General features: G+C 56.2%; 20 protein-coding genes. 15 read left to right on the top strand and 5 right to left on the bottom strand.

Going from position 1 to position 17,906, the window contains the following annotated elements; translation table 11 throughout:
* The first annotated feature begins 103 nt into the window (after positions 1–103).
* Together B3B59_RS15780 and B3B59_RS15775 are read left to right on the top strand one after the other, a co-directional pair.
* Positions 104–601, top strand: coding sequence for a DUF2569 domain-containing protein (locus B3B59_RS15780; RefSeq protein WP_046884545.1), 498 nt, complete (start codon positions 104–106; stop codon positions 599–601).
* Between the two features lie 144 nt (positions 602–745).
* The gene (locus tag B3B59_RS15775) at positions 746–1,882 is read left to right on the top strand and encodes a 3-phenylpropionate MFS transporter (RefSeq protein ID WP_286809499.1); all 1,137 of its coding nucleotides are present in this window, start codon (positions 746–748) and stop codon (positions 1,880–1,882) included.
* Here B3B59_RS15775 and csiE read toward each other — a convergent pair.
* Positions 1,879–3,156, bottom strand: coding sequence for a stationary phase inducible protein CsiE (gene csiE, locus B3B59_RS15770; protein ID WP_207292214.1), 1,278 nt, complete (start codon positions 3,154–3,156; stop codon positions 1,879–1,881). The genes B3B59_RS15775 and csiE overlap by 4 nt on opposite strands.
* A 124-nt stretch (positions 3,157–3,280) precedes the next feature.
* Between csiE and B3B59_RS15765 the strand changes: the two genes are divergently transcribed.
* Positions 3,281–3,919, top strand: coding sequence for a DUF1007 family protein (locus B3B59_RS15765; RefSeq protein ID WP_040074490.1), 639 nt, complete (start codon positions 3,281–3,283; stop codon positions 3,917–3,919).
* The gene (locus B3B59_RS15760) at positions 3,910–4,890 is read left to right on the top strand and encodes a nickel/cobalt transporter (protein ID WP_286809498.1); all 981 of its coding nucleotides are present in this window, start codon (positions 3,910–3,912) and stop codon (positions 4,888–4,890) included. The genes B3B59_RS15765 and B3B59_RS15760 overlap by 10 nt, the downstream gene beginning before the upstream one ends.
* Before the next feature lie 193 nt (positions 4,891–5,083).
* Here the strand turns inward: B3B59_RS15760 and suhB are convergent, their stop codons facing one another.
* The gene (suhB, locus tag B3B59_RS15755; RefSeq protein ID WP_172657805.1) at positions 5,084–5,890 is read right to left on the bottom strand and encodes an inositol-1-monophosphatase; all 807 of its coding nucleotides are present in this window, start codon (positions 5,888–5,890) and stop codon (positions 5,084–5,086) included.
* Between the two features lie 125 nt (positions 5,891–6,015).
* Between suhB and trmJ the strand changes: the two genes are divergently transcribed.
* From trmJ to sseB, 11 genes are all read left to right on the top strand, one after another.
* A complete protein-coding gene (trmJ, locus tag B3B59_RS15750; RefSeq protein WP_040074493.1) occupies positions 6,016–6,744 on the top strand; it encodes a tRNA (cytosine(32)/uridine(32)-2'-O)-methyltransferase TrmJ in 729 nt (242 codons plus the stop codon).
* 214 nt (positions 6,745–6,958) lie between these two features.
* Positions 6,959–7,450, top strand: coding sequence for a Fe-S cluster assembly transcriptional regulator IscR (gene iscR, locus B3B59_RS15745; RefSeq protein WP_040074494.1), 492 nt, complete (start codon positions 6,959–6,961; stop codon positions 7,448–7,450).
* A 170-nt stretch (positions 7,451–7,620) separates the two neighbouring features.
* On the top strand, positions 7,621–8,835 hold the full coding sequence (locus B3B59_RS15740) for an IscS subfamily cysteine desulfurase (RefSeq protein WP_040074495.1): 1,215 nt from the start codon (positions 7,621–7,623) through the stop codon (positions 8,833–8,835).
* 24 nt (positions 8,836–8,859) lie between these two features.
* Entirely contained in the window at positions 8,860–9,246 is a 387-nt protein-coding gene (gene iscU, locus B3B59_RS15735) for a Fe-S cluster assembly scaffold IscU (protein WP_004866383.1), read from the top strand.
* A 15-nt stretch (positions 9,247–9,261) separates the two neighbouring features.
* Complete coding sequence (iscA, locus tag B3B59_RS15730; RefSeq protein ID WP_040074497.1) at positions 9,262–9,585, top strand: iron-sulfur cluster assembly protein IscA; 324 nt, start codon at positions 9,262–9,264, stop codon at positions 9,583–9,585.
* 77 nt (positions 9,586–9,662) lie between these two features.
* Positions 9,663–10,178: a co-chaperone HscB gene (gene hscB, locus B3B59_RS15725; RefSeq protein ID WP_046884550.1), complete on the top strand. Its 516-nt coding sequence runs from the start codon at positions 9,663–9,665 to the stop codon at positions 10,176–10,178.
* A 14-nt stretch (positions 10,179–10,192) separates the two neighbouring features.
* Complete coding sequence (gene hscA, locus B3B59_RS15720; protein WP_046884551.1) at positions 10,193–12,043, top strand: Fe-S protein assembly chaperone HscA; 1,851 nt, start codon at positions 10,193–10,195, stop codon at positions 12,041–12,043.
* A gap of 1 nt (position 12,044) precedes the next feature.
* The gene (gene fdx, locus B3B59_RS15715; protein ID WP_040074501.1) at positions 12,045–12,380 is read left to right on the top strand and encodes an ISC system 2Fe-2S type ferredoxin; all 336 of its coding nucleotides are present in this window, start codon (positions 12,045–12,047) and stop codon (positions 12,378–12,380) included.
* A gap of 1 nt (position 12,381) precedes the next feature.
* Positions 12,382–12,582, top strand: a complete 201-nt coding sequence (iscX, locus tag B3B59_RS15710; protein ID WP_040074502.1) for a Fe-S cluster assembly protein IscX — start codon at positions 12,382–12,384, stop codon at positions 12,580–12,582.
* Between the two features lie 53 nt (positions 12,583–12,635).
* Positions 12,636–13,922 carry an aminopeptidase PepB gene (gene pepB, locus B3B59_RS15705; RefSeq protein ID WP_286809497.1) on the top strand — a complete coding sequence of 429 codons (1,287 nt, stop codon included), beginning with the start codon at positions 12,636–12,638 and terminating at the stop codon, positions 13,920–13,922.
* Positions 13,923–14,034: 112 nt separating this feature from the next.
* Positions 14,035–14,811 (top strand): enhanced serine sensitivity protein SseB, encoded by a 777-nt coding sequence (gene sseB, locus B3B59_RS15700; RefSeq protein ID WP_212478458.1) that lies wholly within the window; start codon positions 14,035–14,037, stop codon positions 14,809–14,811.
* An 18-nt stretch (positions 14,812–14,829) separates the two neighbouring features.
* On the opposite strand, the gene B3B59_RS15695 is transcribed toward sseB, so the two are convergent.
* The 3 genes from B3B59_RS15695 to B3B59_RS15685 all read right to left on the bottom strand — a co-directional run bounded on the left by B3B59_RS15695 (position 14,830) and on the right by B3B59_RS15685 (position 17,906).
* A complete protein-coding gene (locus tag B3B59_RS15695; RefSeq protein WP_286809496.1) occupies positions 14,830–15,600 on the bottom strand; it encodes a MurR/RpiR family transcriptional regulator in 771 nt (256 codons plus the stop codon).
* Positions 15,600–16,448, bottom strand: a complete 849-nt coding sequence (gene sseA, locus B3B59_RS15690) for a 3-mercaptopyruvate sulfurtransferase (RefSeq protein WP_040074510.1) — start codon at positions 16,446–16,448, stop codon at positions 15,600–15,602. Before sseA ends, B3B59_RS15695 begins: the two co-directional genes overlap by 1 nt.
* A 93-nt stretch (positions 16,449–16,541) precedes the next feature.
* Positions 16,542–17,906, bottom strand: coding sequence for a 6-phospho-alpha-glucosidase (locus B3B59_RS15685; RefSeq protein ID WP_046884554.1), 1,365 nt, complete (start codon positions 17,904–17,906; stop codon positions 16,542–16,544).

The raw sequence follows: 17,906 nt of genomic DNA, 5'->3' as shown, positions 1-17,906 counted from the left end.
CTGCCATTGACCTTCCCGCAATAAATCAGCCGTTAGGGTGATTTTAATTTCAGGGTCACAGGCTGGCTGTGTAGAATTCTCTTTTTTCGGCAAGGATATCGCGATGCAATGTATTGAATGTCAGGAACAACCGGCCAATAAAGAGTCGGGGTTATGTCATCAGTGTGAAAGTCTGGATGAGAAGAAAATTAACGGCCTGCTCTATCTTCCTGCGGCCGGGTTAGTCATCAATATGCTGATCTCCCCCTTCAATGCCTGGGAATTTATCTCGTCCATTGTGGGCTTTATGCGACAAGGAATGGCAATCACCCCTTTCGGTATAGGCGGCGTGGCGCTGATTGTTATTGATGTTGTGCTGACTTTCCTGACGGGCTGGTACTTCTTCAAAAGGAAGCGAAATATTCGCAAGGTGATAATTCCATACTATCTTTTTGGCCTGCTCTATATGCTGTACTTTGTCGCCTTACGCGTGTGGCTGTTCGGGGCCACGCTGGATACGATGGATATTCGCAATGCGCTCACGCCCGTTGTCGGCGCGCTAATCTGGATCCCGTATTTTCTCTTCTCAAAACGGATCCCGCGCGTTTTCACTCAGGAGTGACTCCTGACACCGCGCAACTATAGCCGGGGCAGGAAGGGAAGGCCGGTGATAAAAGTTAAATAAAAGTTAATGCTTAGCCAGCTTATGGACTTGCGCAGTATCGCCTTTCTCGCCAGACTATCGCCTCCATAACGGGAGGGATTCATGGTCTTGCATTCCACACGCTGGCTGGCGCTCAGCTACTTCACCTACTTTTTTAGCTACGGTATTTTTCTACCTTTCTGGAGCGTCTGGCTTAAAGGCATAGGCCTGACGCCCGAGACCATTGGTGTACTGCTGGGCGCAGGCCTGGTGGCGCGCTTCCTCGGTAGCTTGCTGATTGCCCCCCGCGTGAGCGATCCCGCTCTTCTGATCAACGCCGTGCGCGTCCTGGCGCTGTTAACCCTGGTGTTTCTCTGCGGCTTCTGGGTCAGCCAGCAGTTTGCGTGGTTAATGGTGGTGATGGTTGGCTTTAACCTCTTTTTCTCACCGCTGGTGCCCCTCACCGATGCGCTGGCAAACACCTGGCAGAAACAGATCACCATGGATTATGGTCGGGTGCGCCTGTGGGGATCGATCGCCTTTGTCATTGGCTCTGCGCTGGTGGGCAAACTGGTTAGCCTGTATGACTATCAGGCGATTCTGGCGCTGTTAACCCTCGGTATTTTCTCGATGCTGCTTGGGCTACTTTTGCGCCCATCGGTAATGCCGCAGGGGGAAAGCCGTCATCAGGAGAGCGCAGGCTGGCCGGCCTGGCGCGCTCTGGTAACCCAGAGCTGGCGGTTCCTGGCTTGCGTCTGCCTGCTACAGGGGGCGCACGCGGCCTATTACGGCTTTAGCGCCATCTACTGGCAGGGGGCAGGGTATTCAGCCTCGGCGGTGGGGTATCTCTGGTCGCTGGGCGTGGTGGCTGAAGTGATTATCTTTGCCTTAAGCAACAGGCTGTTCCGCCGCTTCGGCGCACGGGACCTGCTGCTGCTCTCTGCCGTTTGCGGCCTGGCCCGCTGGGGGATCATGGGCTGGACGACAGCGTTGCCGTGGCTCATTGTCGCCCAGATCCTGCACTGCGGCACTTTCACGGTCTGCCACCTGGCGGCGATGCGCTACATCGCTTCACGGGAAGGGGCCGACGTGATTCGTCTACAGGCGGTCTATTCTGCGGTGGCGATGGGGGGAAGTATTGCGGTCATGACCGTATTTGCAGGCTTCCTGTATCAGCATCTCGGTCAGGGTGTCTTCTGGGTAATGGCGCTGCTGGCGCTGCCGGCCATGGTGCTCCGACCGCGCGTGGCAGCGCGCTAAGTCTCCAGCATCACGCGAATATGTTCCTGCTGCTGCGCATTCAACGTCTCTACCGCGTGGATGAGCGGCGGCGAGAAGAGCGGCAGGGCGGTCGCGTAGGGGGTCACCACCAGGGCTGCTTCCCGGGGGGCGCCCTCCTTCTGAAAAGCCTGTAACGGCACATAGCGAATGTTTAAGGGCAGGAGGGTCAGTTCGCGAAGTTGTTGCTCGATCGCCTCTTCGCTCGCTTTATCCGTTCCGGTTAACAGCACCACCTGTTTTTCATGCAGGTCATTTTCCTGCATCAGCCAGGCGCCAAATATCACCGCCACCAGGCTGGCCTCCTCTTCGGAAAAAGAGAGCGAAAACGTGCTCTCCAGCTCCAGGAGCGCATCGCGGGTGGTGCGCATCAGCCGTGGATAAAGGCGCTGGATCTCCTCCGCCAGGCTGTTATCAATCCCAATCCCGAACAGAGACCGGTTTAGCGCCTGGGCAAGATGAATATAGAGCTGATCGGTCAGCCCTTGCTCGTCACTAAAACGCATCCCCGTCTGGCAATGAAAGCGGGTAATCATACGGCCAATTGCCTGGCGTAACTGCTCATCCTGGTTTTGCATATCCCGTAGTGGATCCGGGGTGCGTAGCATCATAAACAGCAGCGTCAGGAATGGCTGCTCATCCTCATGGGGCAGGGGAAGCACGCGGCGCTGCCAGTGGCGAACAATCTCCTGCGCCATCAGATACTCACCACGTTGTTGCGTCCAGCTGCGCTGAATCTCCGAAAACTGCGGCGTCTGGCCCAGATGGTGTTGAATCAGACAATATTGCAGGTAAAGCTGTAAAAACTGCACGTCGCGGCACTCGAATTGACGCTGCAAGCGGCGGGAGCAGAAATTTATCAGCGCCCGTAAATTGGTATCGTCATACAACGTGCGCGCAATGCCATGCTGTTTAAGCGCGGTTTTCAGAGATGGGGTAAACTGCTGCGCGACGAAATGCGGGCAGAGTCGGAGTGCCCGCCGCAGCCAGTGCAGCAAGCATAAGCGTTGGTCAAGTGTGGTGCCTTCAATCCGGTAGCTGCCGTCATGGTGCGTAGCAATGTTGAGCCGATGATAGCGCTGGATTTCATCGCGCGTCTCGGCTATATCTTGCCGGGCAATGCTGTGATCCACCCCGTTGATTTCACCGATGCGCTGCTCGGTGGCGATAAAATCCGGCAGATAGAGCATCAGCAGCACCTGGCAGCGGCGCTGCGAACTGGAAAGCACAGATGGCATTTCGAGAGTCGTCATCATCTGCAAGGTTCCAGTAAGAATGTTTGATAAGAATAGCTAAAGGATCTGCGTAATAGCGCGCGTTCAGGGCTCTTTCCTTCAGGAATGCGGGCGGACATCACAGAATTTTTGACGTGAGGAAGAGATGCAAATAGTTAAACAAAGCGCTGCGGCGCTATTTTTGGCGGTAATATCTTCTGCCGTGGCCGCGCATCCTCACAGTTTTATCACCCTCAAAACCGAGATCGTGGCTAACGACAGTCAACTTACCGGGCTCAAGATGCGCTGGACCATGGATGAAATGACCTCCGCCGATCTGCTGTACGACGCCGGCGATGCGCGTCCGGGGGATGAGATCTGGAAAAAGCTGGCGGCAGAAGTGATGGCCAATGTGCTCGGTCAGCACTACTTCACCGAATTCTGGCATAACGGGCAGAAGGTGAAGTTTCTCAATCGTCCTACGGAGTACGGCATGAGCCGCGAGGATCACCAGGCCGTGCTGACCTTTGTGCTGCCGCTGGCGCAACCGCAGCCGCTGGCCGGGCAGACCTACACCTTCTCTACCTTCGATCCCTCTTATTATGTGGACATGAGCTACGCCGAAGATGGCGATGTCACGCTGCCAGCCGCGCTGCAGAAAAAATGTTCCCTCGCGGTTCATACCCCCGAGCCCAGCGAAGAGACGCTCAATTTTGCCATTTCTCTTGATAAGGACGATGCGCCGCCGGAGGACATGGACCTCGGTAAACAGTTTGCTCAACAGGTGACCTTACAATGTCAGTAACCTTTTCTCAGCCCACCAAGCAGCGCCGCTGGCTGCATCTCTGGCCGCTGGGACTCTTTATGCTACTGGCCGTCGGGGCAGTAATCTGGTTATGGCAGGCCTGGCCGCAGGTCATGATGCAGAGCGTTATCTGGCAGCGTGAGGTTAACCAGCAGATGAGCGGGTTGCTGAAGGCGGTGGCGGATAACCCTGCTCGTGCGGGCGGTTCGCTGCTGATTTTCAGCTTTCTCTATGGTGTGCTGCATGCGCTCGGGCCCGGGCATGGCAAGATTGTTATTACTACATGGCTGGCAACCCATCCCTCTAAGCTGAAATCCAGTATTGGCCTGACGCTTGCCTCCTCGCTGCTGCAGGGGCTGGTGGCCATTGCGTTAGTGATCGTGGTGCTAACGCTTCTGCAACTGCCCGCACGCCAGCTTCATGCCAGCAGTTTCTGGCTAGAAAAGGGGAGCTATGCGCTAGTGGGGGTACTGGGAGTGATGCTCTGCTGGCGGGCAATAAAAAAGTTACGTGCGTTGCTGCGTAAGCCGACGTTTAAACGTTTTGCGCCGCATCATGTGCACGATGCCCACTGTGGTTGCGGCCATCAACATCTGCCCACCAGGGCGCAATTACAGCAAGGCGATGACTGGCGCGCCAGGCTGATGATCATTCTCTCTATGGGGATGCGGCCCTGCTCCGGGGCGATTATGGTATTGCTCTTCAGTAAGGTTATCGGCGTCTTCGGTTGGGGCGTAATCTCTGCCCTGGCGATGTCGGCAGGCACCTCTATTACCATCAGCGCGCTGGCGTTGCTGGTGCATAGCTTTCGCCAGCTGGCCATCAGGCTTAGCGGCAATAAAACCCCTGTACTGTGGCAGCAAATTGGCTGGACGACCTTAGCCTTGGCCGGCGGGGTGATGTTGCTCGCGGCTGCAGTAGTGATGTGGGTCAGTGTGGTTCCGGTAGGACGAGGGCTGCGGCCGTTTTAGTCTCTCTGCCGACAACGGGTCGGCTGGACTGGGCGCAGCTGGATCTTACAGTGCGGTTTATTTGTCACTGTTATTTGGCGCTGAGAGTTAAATTGCGGGGATGTTTTGCGGTGCTCTGCATTCGCTGTTGGCTTGAGCGCGTGAGAGATTTGCGGCAGTAGCGGGTGAGGAGAACCTCACCCGCCCTCAGAGATTAGCGCTTCAGCGCTTCGCTCAGTTCGTCACGCATGCTGGCCAGCATGGCTTTGACGACGCGCGGATTACCGGCAACCAGGTTGCCCGTCATCATGTAGTTATGACCACCGGTGAAATCACACACCAGCGCGCCGGCTTCACGGGCAATCAGCTCGCCTGCGGCAAAGTCCCATGGCTTAAGGCCAATTTCAAAATAGCCATCCACGCGCGCTGCGGCAACGTAGGCCAGATCCAGTGCTGCAGAACCGCTGCGACGGAAGTCAGCACATTCAGTAAAGAGTTTGCCCAGTACCTTCATATAGGCAGGAGCGTGCTGTTTCGCTTTGAACGGGAAGCCGGTCGCCAGAATAGTGCCATCCAGATCGCGGGCGTTGCTGCCGCGCAGACGGTAGCCGTTCAGCTGTGCGCCCTGGCCGCGGGTCGCGGTGAAGAGTTCGTTACGCATTGGATCGTAAACCACGGCGACTTCAGTACGGCCTTTAATGCGTACGGCGATAGAAACAGCAAAGTGGGGCAGACGTTTTACGAAGTTGGTGGTGCCATCCAGCGGATCGATAATCCATTGAACATCCTGATCTTCGCCCACGTGCTCACCGCTTTCTTCGGTGATGATGGTGTGTTGCGGGTAAGATTTGCGAATGGTTTCGATAATCATCGCTTCTGCGGCTTTATCGACGTTGGTCACAAAATCATTGCTGCCTTTCTGGCTGGTTTCTACGGAATCTGGCGTCTCGTAGTGCTTGGCAATTACATTACCCGCCTTGCGCGCTGCGCGCACGGCGATGGTCAACATTGGATGTTGCATCGGTTACTCTCACTGGATGTTAAAGAACGGGGGATACGAAAACGGCGCAGAGTATAGCAGCGAGTTCGGAATATGTCTTCCGTTTATGGTAGCATGGCCGAATATTCTTCAGACTCAGAAAAATTATGCTGCAAAATATTCGAATTGTGCTGGTCGAAACCTCGCATACCGGCAATATGGGCTCCGTGGCCCGCGCGATGAAAACCATGGGCTTAACCAACCTCTGGCTGGTTAACCCGCTGGTCAAACCCGACTCACAGGCCATTGCGCTCGCGGCGGGTGCCAGCGATGTCATCGGTAACGCGCAAATCGTCGATACCCTGGATGAAGCCCTGGCGGGTTGCAGCCTGGTCGTTGGCACCAGTGCGCGCTCCCGCACGCTGCCGTGGCCAATGCTTGACCCTCGCGAATGCGGTCTGAAGAGCGTTGCTGAAGGGCAGCACGCCCCTGTGGCGCTGGTGTTTGGCCGTGAACGCGTCGGTCTGACTAACGAAGAGTTGCAAAAGTGCCATTATCACGTGGCCATTGCAGCGAACCCGGAATACAGCTCGCTGAACCTGGCGATGGCGGTACAGGTTATTGCTTACGAAGTGCGTATGGCATGGCTGGCAACCCAGGAAAACGCGCCGGTCGCCGAGCCGGAAGAGGCGCCATACCCGCTGGTGGACGATCTGGAACGGTTCTACGGGCACCTTGAAAAAACGCTTCTGGGCACCGGGTTTATCCGCGCCGATCATCCGGGTCAGGTCATGAATAAGCTGCGTCGTCTGTTTACGCGCGCCCGTCCGGAAAGCCAGGAGCTGAATATCCTGCGCGGCATTCTGGCGTCGATTGAGCAGAAGAATAAAGAGTAGCGCCACTCTCTCCCTTTTCTCCTGGAAGAGGGGAGAGGTGAGGGCATCAGGCCGCACTTTTATGATACGGCACAGAAGGTTAAATACCTGACTAAAACAGTCAACTAAATAGTTGACCATTTTAGTCGGGAATGTCAGACTTGGCCCTGCTATGCAATACCCCATTTTACAATAAAAAACCCCGGGCAGGGGCGAGTTTGAGGTTAAGTAAGACATGAGACTGACATCTAAAGGGCGTTATGCCGTGACCGCGATGCTGGACGTTGCGCTCAACTCCGAAGCGGGCCCGGTACCGTTGGCTGATATTTCTGAACGTCAGGGAATTTCCCTCTCTTATCTGGAACAGCTGTTTTCAAGACTGCGTAAAAATGGCCTGGTTTCCAGCGTTCGTGGTCCTGGCGGTGGTTATTTACTGGGTAAAGACGCAGGCAGTATTGCGGTTGGCGAAGTCATTAGCGCAGTGGACGAGTCCGTTGACGCGACCCGCTGCCAGGGCAAAGGGGGTTGTCAGGGTGGTGATAAATGCCTGACGCACGCGCTGTGGCGCGACCTGAGCGACCGTCTGACCGGCTTCCTGAACAACATCACCATTGGTGAACTGGTTAACAACCAGGAAGTGCTGGACGTCTCTGACCGTCAGCATAATCACGAAGCACAGCGCAATACCCGCACGCAAGACGCCATCGACGTTAAACTGCGCGCGTAGTTTCCCTGGCCTGTTTTCGGTGCGTTGCAGCCCCGCAAAATAGTCAGGGTAAAAATTATAAAGAATTTTAGAATCAGGCCGGGGCGTTAACTCGCCCCGTGTACTCGGTCGTACATCCAGCCGGTAGCCTGATTCCTTGCATTGAAGCGATGTACGGAGTTTAAAGAGCAATGAAATTACCGATCTATCTCGATTACTCCGCAACCACGCCGGTGGACCCGCGTGTTGCCGAGAAAATGATGCAGTGTCTGACCCTGGACGGAAACTTTGGTAACCCTGCCTCCCGTTCACACCGTTTTGGCTGGCATGCTGAAGAGGCGGTTGATATCGCCCGTAATCAGATTGCTGAGCTGGTTGGCGCTGACCCGCGTGAAATTGTTTTCACCTCCGGTGCCACCGAATCCGATAACCTGGCGATTAAAGGTGCGGCCAACTTCTATCAGAAAAAAGGCAAGCACATCATCACCAGCAAAACCGAGCACAAAGCCGTGCTGGATACCTGCCGTCAGCTGGAGCGTGAAGGGTTTGAAGTGACCTACCTCGCCCCGCAGAGCAACGGTATCATCGACCTGAAAGAGCTCGAAGCGGCAATGCGTGATGACACCATTCTGGTCTCCATCATGCACGTAAACAACGAAATTGGCGTGGTTCAGGATATCGCCACCATCGGCGAACTGTGCCGTGCACGCGGTATTATTTACCACGTGGATGCGACCCAGAGCGTGGGCAAACTGCCTATCGACCTGAGCCAGCTGAAAGTGGATCTGATGTCCTTCTCCGGCCACAAAATCTATGGCCCGAAAGGCATTGGCGCGCTGTATGTGCGTCGTAAACCGCGTATCCGTATCGAATCCCAGATGCACGGCGGCGGTCACGAGCGCGGCATGCGTTCCGGTACTCTCCCTGTTCACCAGATCGTGGGCATGGGCGAAGCGTATCGTATCGCCAAAGAAGAGATGGAAACCGAGATGGCACGCCTGCGTACGCTGCGTAACCGTCTGTGGGATGGCGTGAAAGATATGGAAGAAGTGTATCTGAACGGCGATCTTGAGCAGGGCGCGCCAAACATCCTCAACGTCAGCTTTAACTACGTTGAAGGCGAATCGCTGATCATGGCGCTGAAAGATCTGGCGGTCTCTTCCGGTTCTGCCTGTACTTCTGCAAGCCTCGAGCCATCCTACGTGCTGCGCGCGCTGGGCATGACCGACGAGCTGGCACACAGCTCCATTCGTTTCTCTTTAGGTCGTTTTACTACCGATGAAGAGATTGACTACACCATCAAGCTGGTTCGCAACTCCATTGGCCGTCTGCGTGAGCTTTCTCCTCTGTGGGAAATGTTCAAAGAAGGCGTGGATCTGAACAGCATTGAATGGTCACATCACTAATCGGTTTATAAGGAGAATTCAATCATGGCATACAGCGAAAAAGTTATTGATCATTACGAGAACCCACGCAACGTTGGCTCTTTCGACAACAGCGACGACAGCGTAGGTAGCGGCATGGTTGGCGCACCGGCGTGTGGCGACGTCATGAAGCTGCAGATCAAAGTTAACAATGAAGGTATCATTGAAGACGCGCGCTTCAAGACTTACGGCTGCGGTTCCGCCATTGCCTCCAGCTCGCTGGTCACCGAATGGGTGAAAGGCAAGTCTCTGGACGAAGCGCAGGCGATTAAAAACACCGATATCGCCGATGAACTCGAACTGCCGCCGGTGAAAATTCACTGCTCTATCCTGGCAGAAGACGCGATCAAAGCCGCAATTGCGGATTACAAAAGTAAACGTGAAGCAAAATAATTAGTTGAGGTTGTTATGTCGATTACCCTTAGCGACAGCGCTGCCGCGCGCGTAAGCGCCTTCCTGGCAAACCGTGGTAAAGGTTTTGGCCTGCGCCTGGGCGTGCGGACTTCCGGCTGCTCTGGCATGGCGTACGTCCTGGAGTTCGTTGATGAACCGGCGTCTGACGATACCGTGTTTGAAGACAAGGGCGTGAAGGTGGTGGTCGATGGCAAAAGCCTACAGTTCCTTAACGGCACTCAGCTGGACTTTGTTAAAGAAGGTCTGAACGAAGGGTTTAAATTCACCAACCCGAACGTAAAAGATGAGTGCGGCTGCGGCGAAAGCTTCCACGTTTGATTGTGCGTCACCCGAATAACCCCACCGCAGTTACCTGCGCGTGGGGTTTGTTCTAACAGGCTACCCCTGAGATTGTTATGGATTACTTCACACTCTTCGGACTACCCGCTCAATACCCGATCGATATCCCGGCTTTAACGACCCGCTTTCAGGATCTGCAGCGCCAGTATCATCCGGATAAATTTGCGAGTGGGACGCAGTCAGAACAGTTGGCTGCCGTTTCACACTCTGCCACCATCAATCAGGCCTGGCAGACGCTGCGTCATCCTCTGACCCGCGCTGAGTATCTGCTCTCGCTCCACGGTTTCGACCTGGCGAGCGAACAGCATACCGTACGTGATACCGCGTTCCTGATGGAACAGCTGGAACTGCGCGAAGAGCTGGATGAGATTGAACAAGCCAAAGACGAAGCGCGTCTGGAACGTTTTATCACCCGCGTGAAGGGCATGTTTGATACCCGCCATCAGCAGATGGTGGAGCAGTTGAACAATGAGACGTGGGACGTAGCGGCCGACACGGTACGCAAACTCCGTTTTCTCGATAAACTGCGAAGCAGTGCTGAACAACTCGAAGAAAAGCTGCTCGATTTTTAATTTCGGAAGCAATTATGGCCTTATTACAAATTAGTGAGCCCGGTTTAAGTGCTGCGCCGCACCAGCGTCGTCTGGCGGTGGGCATTGATTTAGGCACCACCAACTCGCTGGTGGCAACCGTGCGTAGCGGCGAGGCCAGTACGCTGGCAGATGAACAGGGCCAGCACCTGTTGCCGTCGGTGGTCCACTACCAGCAACAGGGTCACACGGTCGGTTACCACGCGCGTGCTAATGCTGCCAAAGATCCGGCTAATACCATTAGCTCTGTGAAGCGCATGATGGGCCGTTCCCTGGCCGACATCCAGACCCGTTACCCGCATCTGCCGTATCAGCTGCAGGCGAGTGAGAACGGTCTGCCGATGATTGCCACCGCTGCCGGTTTGCTCAACCCGATTCGTGTCTCTGCAGACATTCTTAAAGCGCTGGCCGCGCGCGCCACTGACTCGCTGCAGGGCGAACTGGATGGCGTAGTGATCACCGTTCCGGCCTATTTTGACGATGCACAACGTCAAGGCACCAAAGACGCCGCGCGTCTGGCGGGCCTGCACGTTCTGCGTCTGCTCAATGAACCAACCGCCGCCGCCATTGCCTACGGCCTCGACTCCGGTCAGGAAGGGGTCATTGCCGTCTTCGATCTTGGCGGTGGGACCTTTGATATCTCTATTTTGCGCCTGAGCCGCGGCGTATTCGAAGTGTTGGCCACCGGTGGTGATTCAGCCCTGGGCGGTGATGACTTCGACCACCTGCTGGCAGATTTCATTCGCCTGCAGGCGGGGATTGACGATCGCAGCGACGCGCGCGTACAGCGTGAACTGCTGGATGCGGCGATTGCGGCCAAAATTGCCCTCAGCGATGCGCAAAGCGTCACCGTTGAGGTCGCTGGCTGGAAGGGGGAGATCACCCGTGACCAGTTTAATGACCTGATCGCCTCCCTGGTTAAACGCACGCTGCTGGCCTGCCGTCGCGCATTGAAAGATGCTGGCGTAGAGGCGCAGGACGTACTGGAAGTGGTCATGGTGGGCGGTTCAACCCGCGTACCGCTGGTGCGTGAGCGCGTGGGTGAGTTCTTTGGCCGTACGCCACTGACCTCTATCGACCCGGACAAAGTGGTCGCTATCGGGGCGGCGATTCAGGCGGATATTCTGGTGGGGAACAAACCGGACAGCGAAATGCTGTTGCTGGATGTGATCCCGCTCTCCCTGGGGCTCGAAACCATGGGTGGCCTGGTGGAGAAAGTGATCCCGCGTAATACCACCATTCCGGTGGCGCGTGCGCAGGAGTTCACCACCTTTAAAGATGGCCAGACCGCCATGTCCATTCACGTGATGCAGGGTGAACGTGAGCTGGTACAGGATTGCCGCTCGCTGGCGCGCTTTGCGCTGCGCGGGATCCCGGCGCTGCCTGCGGGCGGGGCACATATTCGTGTCACCTTCCAGGTGGATGCCGATGGCCTGCTGAGCGTGACGGCGATGGAAAAATCCACCGGTGTCGAATCCTCCATCCAGGTTAAGCCGTCTTACGGGCTGACCGAGGGCGAAATCGCCTCCATGATTCAGGACTCAATGAGCTTTGCCGAACAGGACGTGAAGGCGCGTATGCTGGCTGAACAGAAAGTTGAAGCCGCACGTGTGCTGGAAAGCCTGACCGGTGCGCTCACTGCCGATGCCGCGCTGCTAAGCGCCGCAGAACGTCAGGCCATTGACGATGCCATCGCACAACTGCATGCGGTAGCAGAAGGCAATGACGCTGACGCCATAGAACAAGCGATTAAAAACGTTGATAAACAAACCCAAGAGTTTGCCGCTCGCCGTATGGATCAGTCGGTCCGTGTCGCGCTGAAAGGCCACTCCGTGGACGAGGTTTAATATGCCAAAGATTGTTTTTCTGCCTCATGCGGACCTCTGTCCGGATGGCGCAGTTCTGGAAGCTGAGACCGGCGAAACCATCCTTGACGTTGCCCTGCGTAACGGTATTGAAGTGGAACACGCCTGTGAAAAATCCTGTGCCTGCACAACCTGCCACTGCGTCGTACGTGAAGGTTTTGACTCGCTCGCCGAAAGCACCGAAGACGAAGATGACATGCTGGATAAAGCATGGGGTCTGGAGCCAGACAGCCGTTTAAGCTGCCAGGCGCGCGTCACCGATGAAGATTTGGTGGTCGAATTCCCGCGTTACACCATTAACCACGCACGCGAGCATTGATATGGGACTGAAGTGGACAGACAGCCGTGAAATCGGCGAAGCGCTTTATGACGCGAACCCGGATCTTGATCCCAGGACCGTACGATTCACCGATATGCACCAGTGGATCTGCGATTTGGAGGATTTTGACGATGATCCTAACGCATCCAATGAAAAAATTCTGGAGGCGATTCTGTTAGTCTGGTTAGATGAGGCTAGCTAAATCACATTACGGGCTGCCTTCAGGCGGCCCGTTTGCTAATAAGGATAAATAAAATGACCGAAGCGATGAAGATTACGATTTCGCATCAGCCAGCCGACGCGCGCTGGGGCGAAAAAGCCACTTACAGTATCAATAACGACGGTATTACCCTGCACCTGACGGGCCAGGATGACGCCGGTCTGATTCAACGCGCAGCACGTAAAATCGACGGTCTTGGCATTAAACACGTCTCTTTAGCGGGTGAAGGCTGGGATATCGATCGTAGCTGGGCATTCTGGGCCGGATATAAAGGGCCGAAAGGCACCCGTACAATCGAGTGGGCGAACCTCGATGAAGCCGGTCAGAAAGAGCTGGAAAGCCGTCTGACCATTATTGACTGGGTACGTGACACCATCAACGCGCCGGCGGAAGAGCTTGGTCCTGAGCAGCTGGCGCAGCGTGCCGTTGACCTGCTCTGCGGCGTGGCGGGGGACAACATGTCTTACCGCATCACCAAGGGCGAAGATCTGCGCGAGCAGAACTATATGGGCATCCACACCGTGGGCCGCGGCTCTGAGCGTCCGCCGGTGCTGCTGGCGCTGGACTACAACCCAACCGGTGATAAAGAAGCGCCCGTATTTGCCTGCCTGGTCGGTAAAGGCATCACCTTCGATACCGGTGGTTACAGCCTGAAGCAGAGCGCCTTTATGGACTCCATGAAGTCCGATATGGGCGGCGCGGCCACCATTACCGGTGCGCTGGCTTTCGCCATTACCCGTGGTCTGAATAAGCGTGTGAAGCTGTACCTGTGCTGCGCGGATAACATGGTTAGCGGCAATGCCTTTAAGCTGGGCGACATTATTCGCTACCGCAACGGTAAAAATGTGGAGGTGATGAACACCGACGCCGAAGGCCGTCTGGTGCTGGCCGATGGCCTGATCGATGCCTCTGCCCAGAAACCTGAGCTGATTATCGATATGGCGACCCTGACCGGTGCCGCGAAAACCGCGTTGGGTAATGACTACCACGCGCTGTTCAGCTTCGACGACAAGCTGGCGGCTCGCGTACTGGCGAGTGCTGCCGAAGAAAACGAACCCTTCTGGCGTCTGCCGCTGGCCGAGTTCCACCGCAGCCAGTTGCCCTCTAACTTTGCCGAGCTGAACAATACTGCCAGCGCCGCCTACCCGGCGGGAGCAAGCACGGCGGCAGGTTTCCTGTCCCACTTTGTTGAAAACTACCGCGAAGGCTGGCTGCACATCGACTGCTCTGCGACCTACCGCAAAGCGGCGGTTGAACAGTGGTCCGCAGGTGCAACCGGGCTGGGCGTGCGTACCATTGCAAACCTGCTGACGGCAGAGTAACTGTTACTGCTTCACCCTAACCCTCTCCCATGGGGGAGAGGGGATGGTTTGCTCCCTCTCCCTTGAGGGAGAGGGCCGGGGTGAGGGGGCGAATGCACCATCTGGAATAATTATGTCCGAAACCAAAAACGAATTAGAAACCCTGCTGGAGCAGGCGGCGACCGAGCCCGCCCACCGTCCGGCATTTTTCCGCACGCTGCTGGAGTCTACTGTCTGGGTGCCCGGTACTGCGGCGGAAGGTGAGCAAGTTGTTGAAGACAGCGCGCTGGATCTGCTGCACTGGGAGAAAGACGACGGCACGTCGGTGATCCCGTTCTTTACTTCTCTTGAAGCCCTACAGACAGCGGTAGAAGACGAACAGGCGTTTGTGGTCATGCCCGTACGTACCCTTTTTGAGATGACCCTGGGCCAGACGTTGTTCCTTAACGCCAAATTGCCGACCGGGAAAGAGTTTACCCCACGCGAAATCAGTCATCTGATGGGTGAAGAAGGCAACCCGCTCAGCACGCAGGAGGTGCTGGAAGGGGGCGAAACGCTGCTGCTCTCAGAAGTGGCCGAGCCGCCGGCGCAGATGATTGACTCGTTAACCACGCTGTTTAAAACCATGAAGCCCGTCAGACGCGCGTTTCTCTGCTCCATCAAAGAGCGAGCCGACGAGCAGCCAGTGCTGTTGATTGGCATTGAGGCAGACGGCGATATCGATGAGATTATCCAGGCGGCGGGCAGTGTGGCGACCGACACGCTGCCGGGCGATGAACCTATTGATATCTGTCAGGTGTTGAAAGGCGAGAAGGGCATTAGCCACTTTATTACCGAGCACATCACACCCTTTTATGAGCGTCGCTGGGGCGGGTTCCTGCGCGATCTCAAAACGACCCGTATCATTTGATGAAGACGGGGTGGTTTTTCACCCCGTTGCTTCCAGCAGCAGTAAATCCATCAGCAACACCAGGTTCGACTCAAACGAGGTGACACCGGCGGCCTCGGCGGCAAAGTGCACCGCTTCGTCATACAGGGCGAAATGCAGATCGGCCATGCCCGCCAGCGTATTTGCCGAGGCGCGCGTAAAGGCCACCACGACCATCCCTACGTTCTGCGCAATCCGCGCTTTATCCAGCACCTGTTCCGTTTCGCCGCTGCGCGAGACGGCGATAAAGACCTGATAGCGGGCGGCATTACTGAGGAAGATATTCCGGCTGTCGCCCGGCCCCGAGATAAACGCCGTTTTTCCCAATACCTGCAGTTTTTTGGTCAGGTACTCGGCGAACAGATAAGAAAACCCGGCACCGTACAGAAAAAAGCTCTCTTTCTCGCTAAGCAGTGCGCGGAAGCGCTGACGCTTCTCCACCGTCGCCCATTGCAATGTCTGCTGATAGTTGGCAATAAACCGATGGAAGAGTTCGGGCACGTCGCTGGAGGCACTGGCCTCAGTGGCAATATGCGGGGTATCAGACAGCAGTTGCTTACAGTGCCAGATAAATTCGCTAAACCCGCTGAACCCCAGCTTCTGGCAAAGCCGCATGATTGTGGCGGTCGAAACGAATGTCGCCTGCGCGAGCTCGCGTACCGTAATGTTGCCGACCAGCAGCGGATGCTCCGTCAGATGGGAAAGTACGCGGTATTCCGCGCGGGTCAGTGACTCCCCGCGCGTGAGAAGCGTCGCCAGACGATTATCCATTAGTGAGCCGGTTCGATCGGCAGATCGTCCCGTGCACCCCATTCACTCCAGGCGCCGTCGTAGAGCGTGACATCGGTTTTACCGAGGGTAGCAAGGGCAAGAATTACCACGCAGGCGGTGACGCCAGAGCCGCAGCTGGCAACAATGGGTTTGTGCAGATCCACACCCTGACGCTCAAAGATAGCCTGCAGTTCGTCGGTGGTTTTCAGTTCCCCTTCAAACACTAAATCGCCCCAGGGCACGTTTAGCGCGCCGGGAATATGGCCACGCTTCAGGCCAGCCCGCGGCTCGTCCGCTTCGGCATTGAAGCGTGGGGCAGGGCGCGCATCGACGATTTGCGCCGTTTTTTCATGGCTGACGACCAGCACGTCGGTCAGACGTTTTACGACATGCGGGTCAAAGGTTGCGTCAAACTCCCCTTCCGGCAGCGTCACGTCGCCCTGCTGCAACGGCAATTCATCCCGCTGCCAGCCCGCAAGCCCGCCCGCCAGAATAGAGACTTTTTCGACGCCGTAATTTTTCAGCATCCACCAGGCACGCGGCGCGGAGAAGAGATTACCCTCGTCGTAGATCACCAGATGCTTGTCGCGACTGATGCCCAGCTCGCGCATTGCGACGGAAAACGCCTCCGGGCGGATAAGCATATGTGGCAGTGATGAGGTGTGATCGGATAAGGCTTCAATATCGAAAAATACCGCCCCCGGCAGATGCCCGGCGCGGTATTCAGCGGTCATATCGCGGAGATGCTCCTGCCCTGCAGGGGCCATTCGCGCGTCGAGGATCTGGATTTCCGGGTCGTCGCTGTGCTCAATCAGCCAGTCGGCGGCGACAAAATATGAGGTGGACATGGGTTGCCTCCGTTCTTTTCCGTAAAAGAGGATTGTCGGTGTTTTTTCTGACACCGACAAGCAAACCACGTTCAACTCGCGAGCAAGCCCGTATTATTTCACTGCTTCGCCATCCCGCCAGGCTTTTTGCAGCGCTGGCCAGTACTCACGATTCGCTTCAATCATCTCATCCAGAATCGCTTTCGCGTGCTCCATGGTGGGCACGGTGCGGTTCAGGGTAAATGCCTGCAGCGCTTTTTCGTAGCTGCCTTCGATGGTCGCTTCCACCAGTAGCTGCTCCGAAGCGAGCTGCTGCTGCAACAGCGTCTGATGGAACAGGGGAACCTGCCCCACGCGGATCGGCTCTGGCCCTTCAGAGGTGATATAAGCGGGCACTTCCACCACGGCATCGTACGGCAAGTTGGTAATCGCTCCCTGGTTTTCCACCATCACCAGATGGCGCTGACGCAGGTTAAACGCCAGCGAGCGGGCCACATCAACGATAAACTCACCGTGCACCCCCACGTGAAACGCATCGGGCAAAATCCCGGTACGTTGATACTCTTCGGCGGCGGCAAACAGTTTTTTCTCACGACCGTTCATCACTTCGTTAGCGCGCGTGTACTCCGGATTTTGATGCTCGACGATCTGGTTCGGCATCAGGTAATACTGCAAATACGGGTTTGGCAAATACTCGGGGAAGTTATCCATAATTGGCTTAATGTTGCGCCAGGTCTTCACCCATGACGGATCTGAGTGCTGCGGGTCAGTTTTGGCGGCATCTTCCGTTAGCAGGCCAAATTTAGCGATATGGCGACGCAGCTCTGGCAGTCTGTCTTCGCCGTCTACCAGCACGCGGGTAAACCAGCCGAAATGGTTCAGACCAAAGTAGTCCACCTCCAGCTTATGACGATCAACGCCCAGAATCGCTCCCATATTGCGCATAGCCGCTACTGGCATATCGCAGATATTCAGCACCCGTGCGTTAGGACGCAGACGACGCACCCCTTCGGCGACGATCGCCGCCGGGTTCGAGTAGTTGACGATCCAGGCTTTCTCGTGGGCGTGGCGCTCTACCAAATCGATCAGCTCAACCATCGGCAGGATCGTACGCAAGCCATACGCCAGCCCGCCTGGTCCACAGGTCTCCTGGCCAACCACGCCGTGGCGCAGCGGGATCTTCTCATCCTGCTCGCGCATCTTATACTGCCCAACGCGCATCTGGGCGAAGATGAAGTGGGCGCCGCTAAAGGCGACTTCCGGGTCGGTGGTGACCGTAAATTTGATGCTCTGGCTATGGTCACGAATCACCTTCTCGACCACTGGCGCAATGGTGTTCTGGCGTGCTTCATCGATGTCGTAGAGGCGAATCTCCGCCAGCGGAAAATCCTGCAGGCGCACCATCAGGCTTTTCACAATACCCGGCGTATAGGTACTGCCACCGCCGGCGATAGAGAGAATGAATGGGGGTTTAAACAT

Source organism: Leclercia sp. UBA2479 (genome assembly GCF_002341985.1).
Lineage (GTDB): Bacteria > Pseudomonadota > Gammaproteobacteria > Enterobacterales > Enterobacteriaceae > Enterobacter > Enterobacter pneumoniae.
This window is presented reverse-complemented; position numbering and strand designations above follow the sequence as displayed.

Coding starts and splice junctions, on each gene's coding strand:
- hscB (WP_046884550.1), top strand. CDS start 9,663: ATGGATTACTTCACACTCTTCGGACTACCCGCTCAATACCCGATCGAT.
- sseB (WP_212478458.1), top strand. CDS start 14,035: ATGTCCGAAACCAAAAACGAATTAGAAACCCTGCTGGAGCAGGCGGCG.
- B3B59_RS15695 (WP_286809496.1), bottom strand. CDS start 15,600: ATGGATAATCGTCTGGCGACGCTTCTCACGCGCGGGGAGTCACTGACC.
- iscA (WP_040074497.1), top strand. CDS start 9,262: ATGTCGATTACCCTTAGCGACAGCGCTGCCGCGCGCGTAAGCGCCTTC.
- B3B59_RS15765 (WP_040074490.1), top strand. CDS start 3,281: ATGCAAATAGTTAAACAAAGCGCTGCGGCGCTATTTTTGGCGGTAATA.
- iscX (WP_040074502.1), top strand. CDS start 12,382: ATGGGACTGAAGTGGACAGACAGCCGTGAAATCGGCGAAGCGCTTTAT.
- sseA (WP_040074510.1), bottom strand. CDS start 16,448: ATGTCCACCTCATATTTTGTCGCCGCCGACTGGCTGATTGAGCACAGC.
- hscA (WP_046884551.1), top strand. CDS start 10,193: ATGGCCTTATTACAAATTAGTGAGCCCGGTTTAAGTGCTGCGCCGCAC.
- B3B59_RS15740 (WP_040074495.1), top strand. CDS start 7,621: ATGAAATTACCGATCTATCTCGATTACTCCGCAACCACGCCGGTGGAC.
- fdx (WP_040074501.1), top strand. CDS start 12,045: ATGCCAAAGATTGTTTTTCTGCCTCATGCGGACCTCTGTCCGGATGGC.
- B3B59_RS15760 (WP_286809498.1), top strand. CDS start 3,910: ATGTCAGTAACCTTTTCTCAGCCCACCAAGCAGCGCCGCTGGCTGCAT.
- B3B59_RS15775 (WP_286809499.1), top strand. CDS start 746: ATGGTCTTGCATTCCACACGCTGGCTGGCGCTCAGCTACTTCACCTAC.
- trmJ (WP_040074493.1), top strand. CDS start 6,016: ATGCTGCAAAATATTCGAATTGTGCTGGTCGAAACCTCGCATACCGGC.
- suhB (WP_172657805.1), bottom strand. CDS start 5,890: ATGCAACATCCAATGTTGACCATCGCCGTGCGCGCAGCGCGCAAGGCG.
- B3B59_RS15685 (WP_046884554.1), bottom strand. CDS start 17,906: ATGTTTAAACCCCCATTCATTCTCTCTATCGCCGGCGGTGGCAGTACC.
- pepB (WP_286809497.1), top strand. CDS start 12,636: ATGACCGAAGCGATGAAGATTACGATTTCGCATCAGCCAGCCGACGCG.
- iscR (WP_040074494.1), top strand. CDS start 6,959: ATGAGACTGACATCTAAAGGGCGTTATGCCGTGACCGCGATGCTGGAC.
- iscU (WP_004866383.1), top strand. CDS start 8,860: ATGGCATACAGCGAAAAAGTTATTGATCATTACGAGAACCCACGCAAC.
- B3B59_RS15780 (WP_046884545.1), top strand. CDS start 104: ATGCAATGTATTGAATGTCAGGAACAACCGGCCAATAAAGAGTCGGGG.
- csiE (WP_207292214.1), bottom strand. CDS start 3,156: ATGATGACGACTCTCGAAATGCCATCTGTGCTTTCCAGTTCGCAGCGC.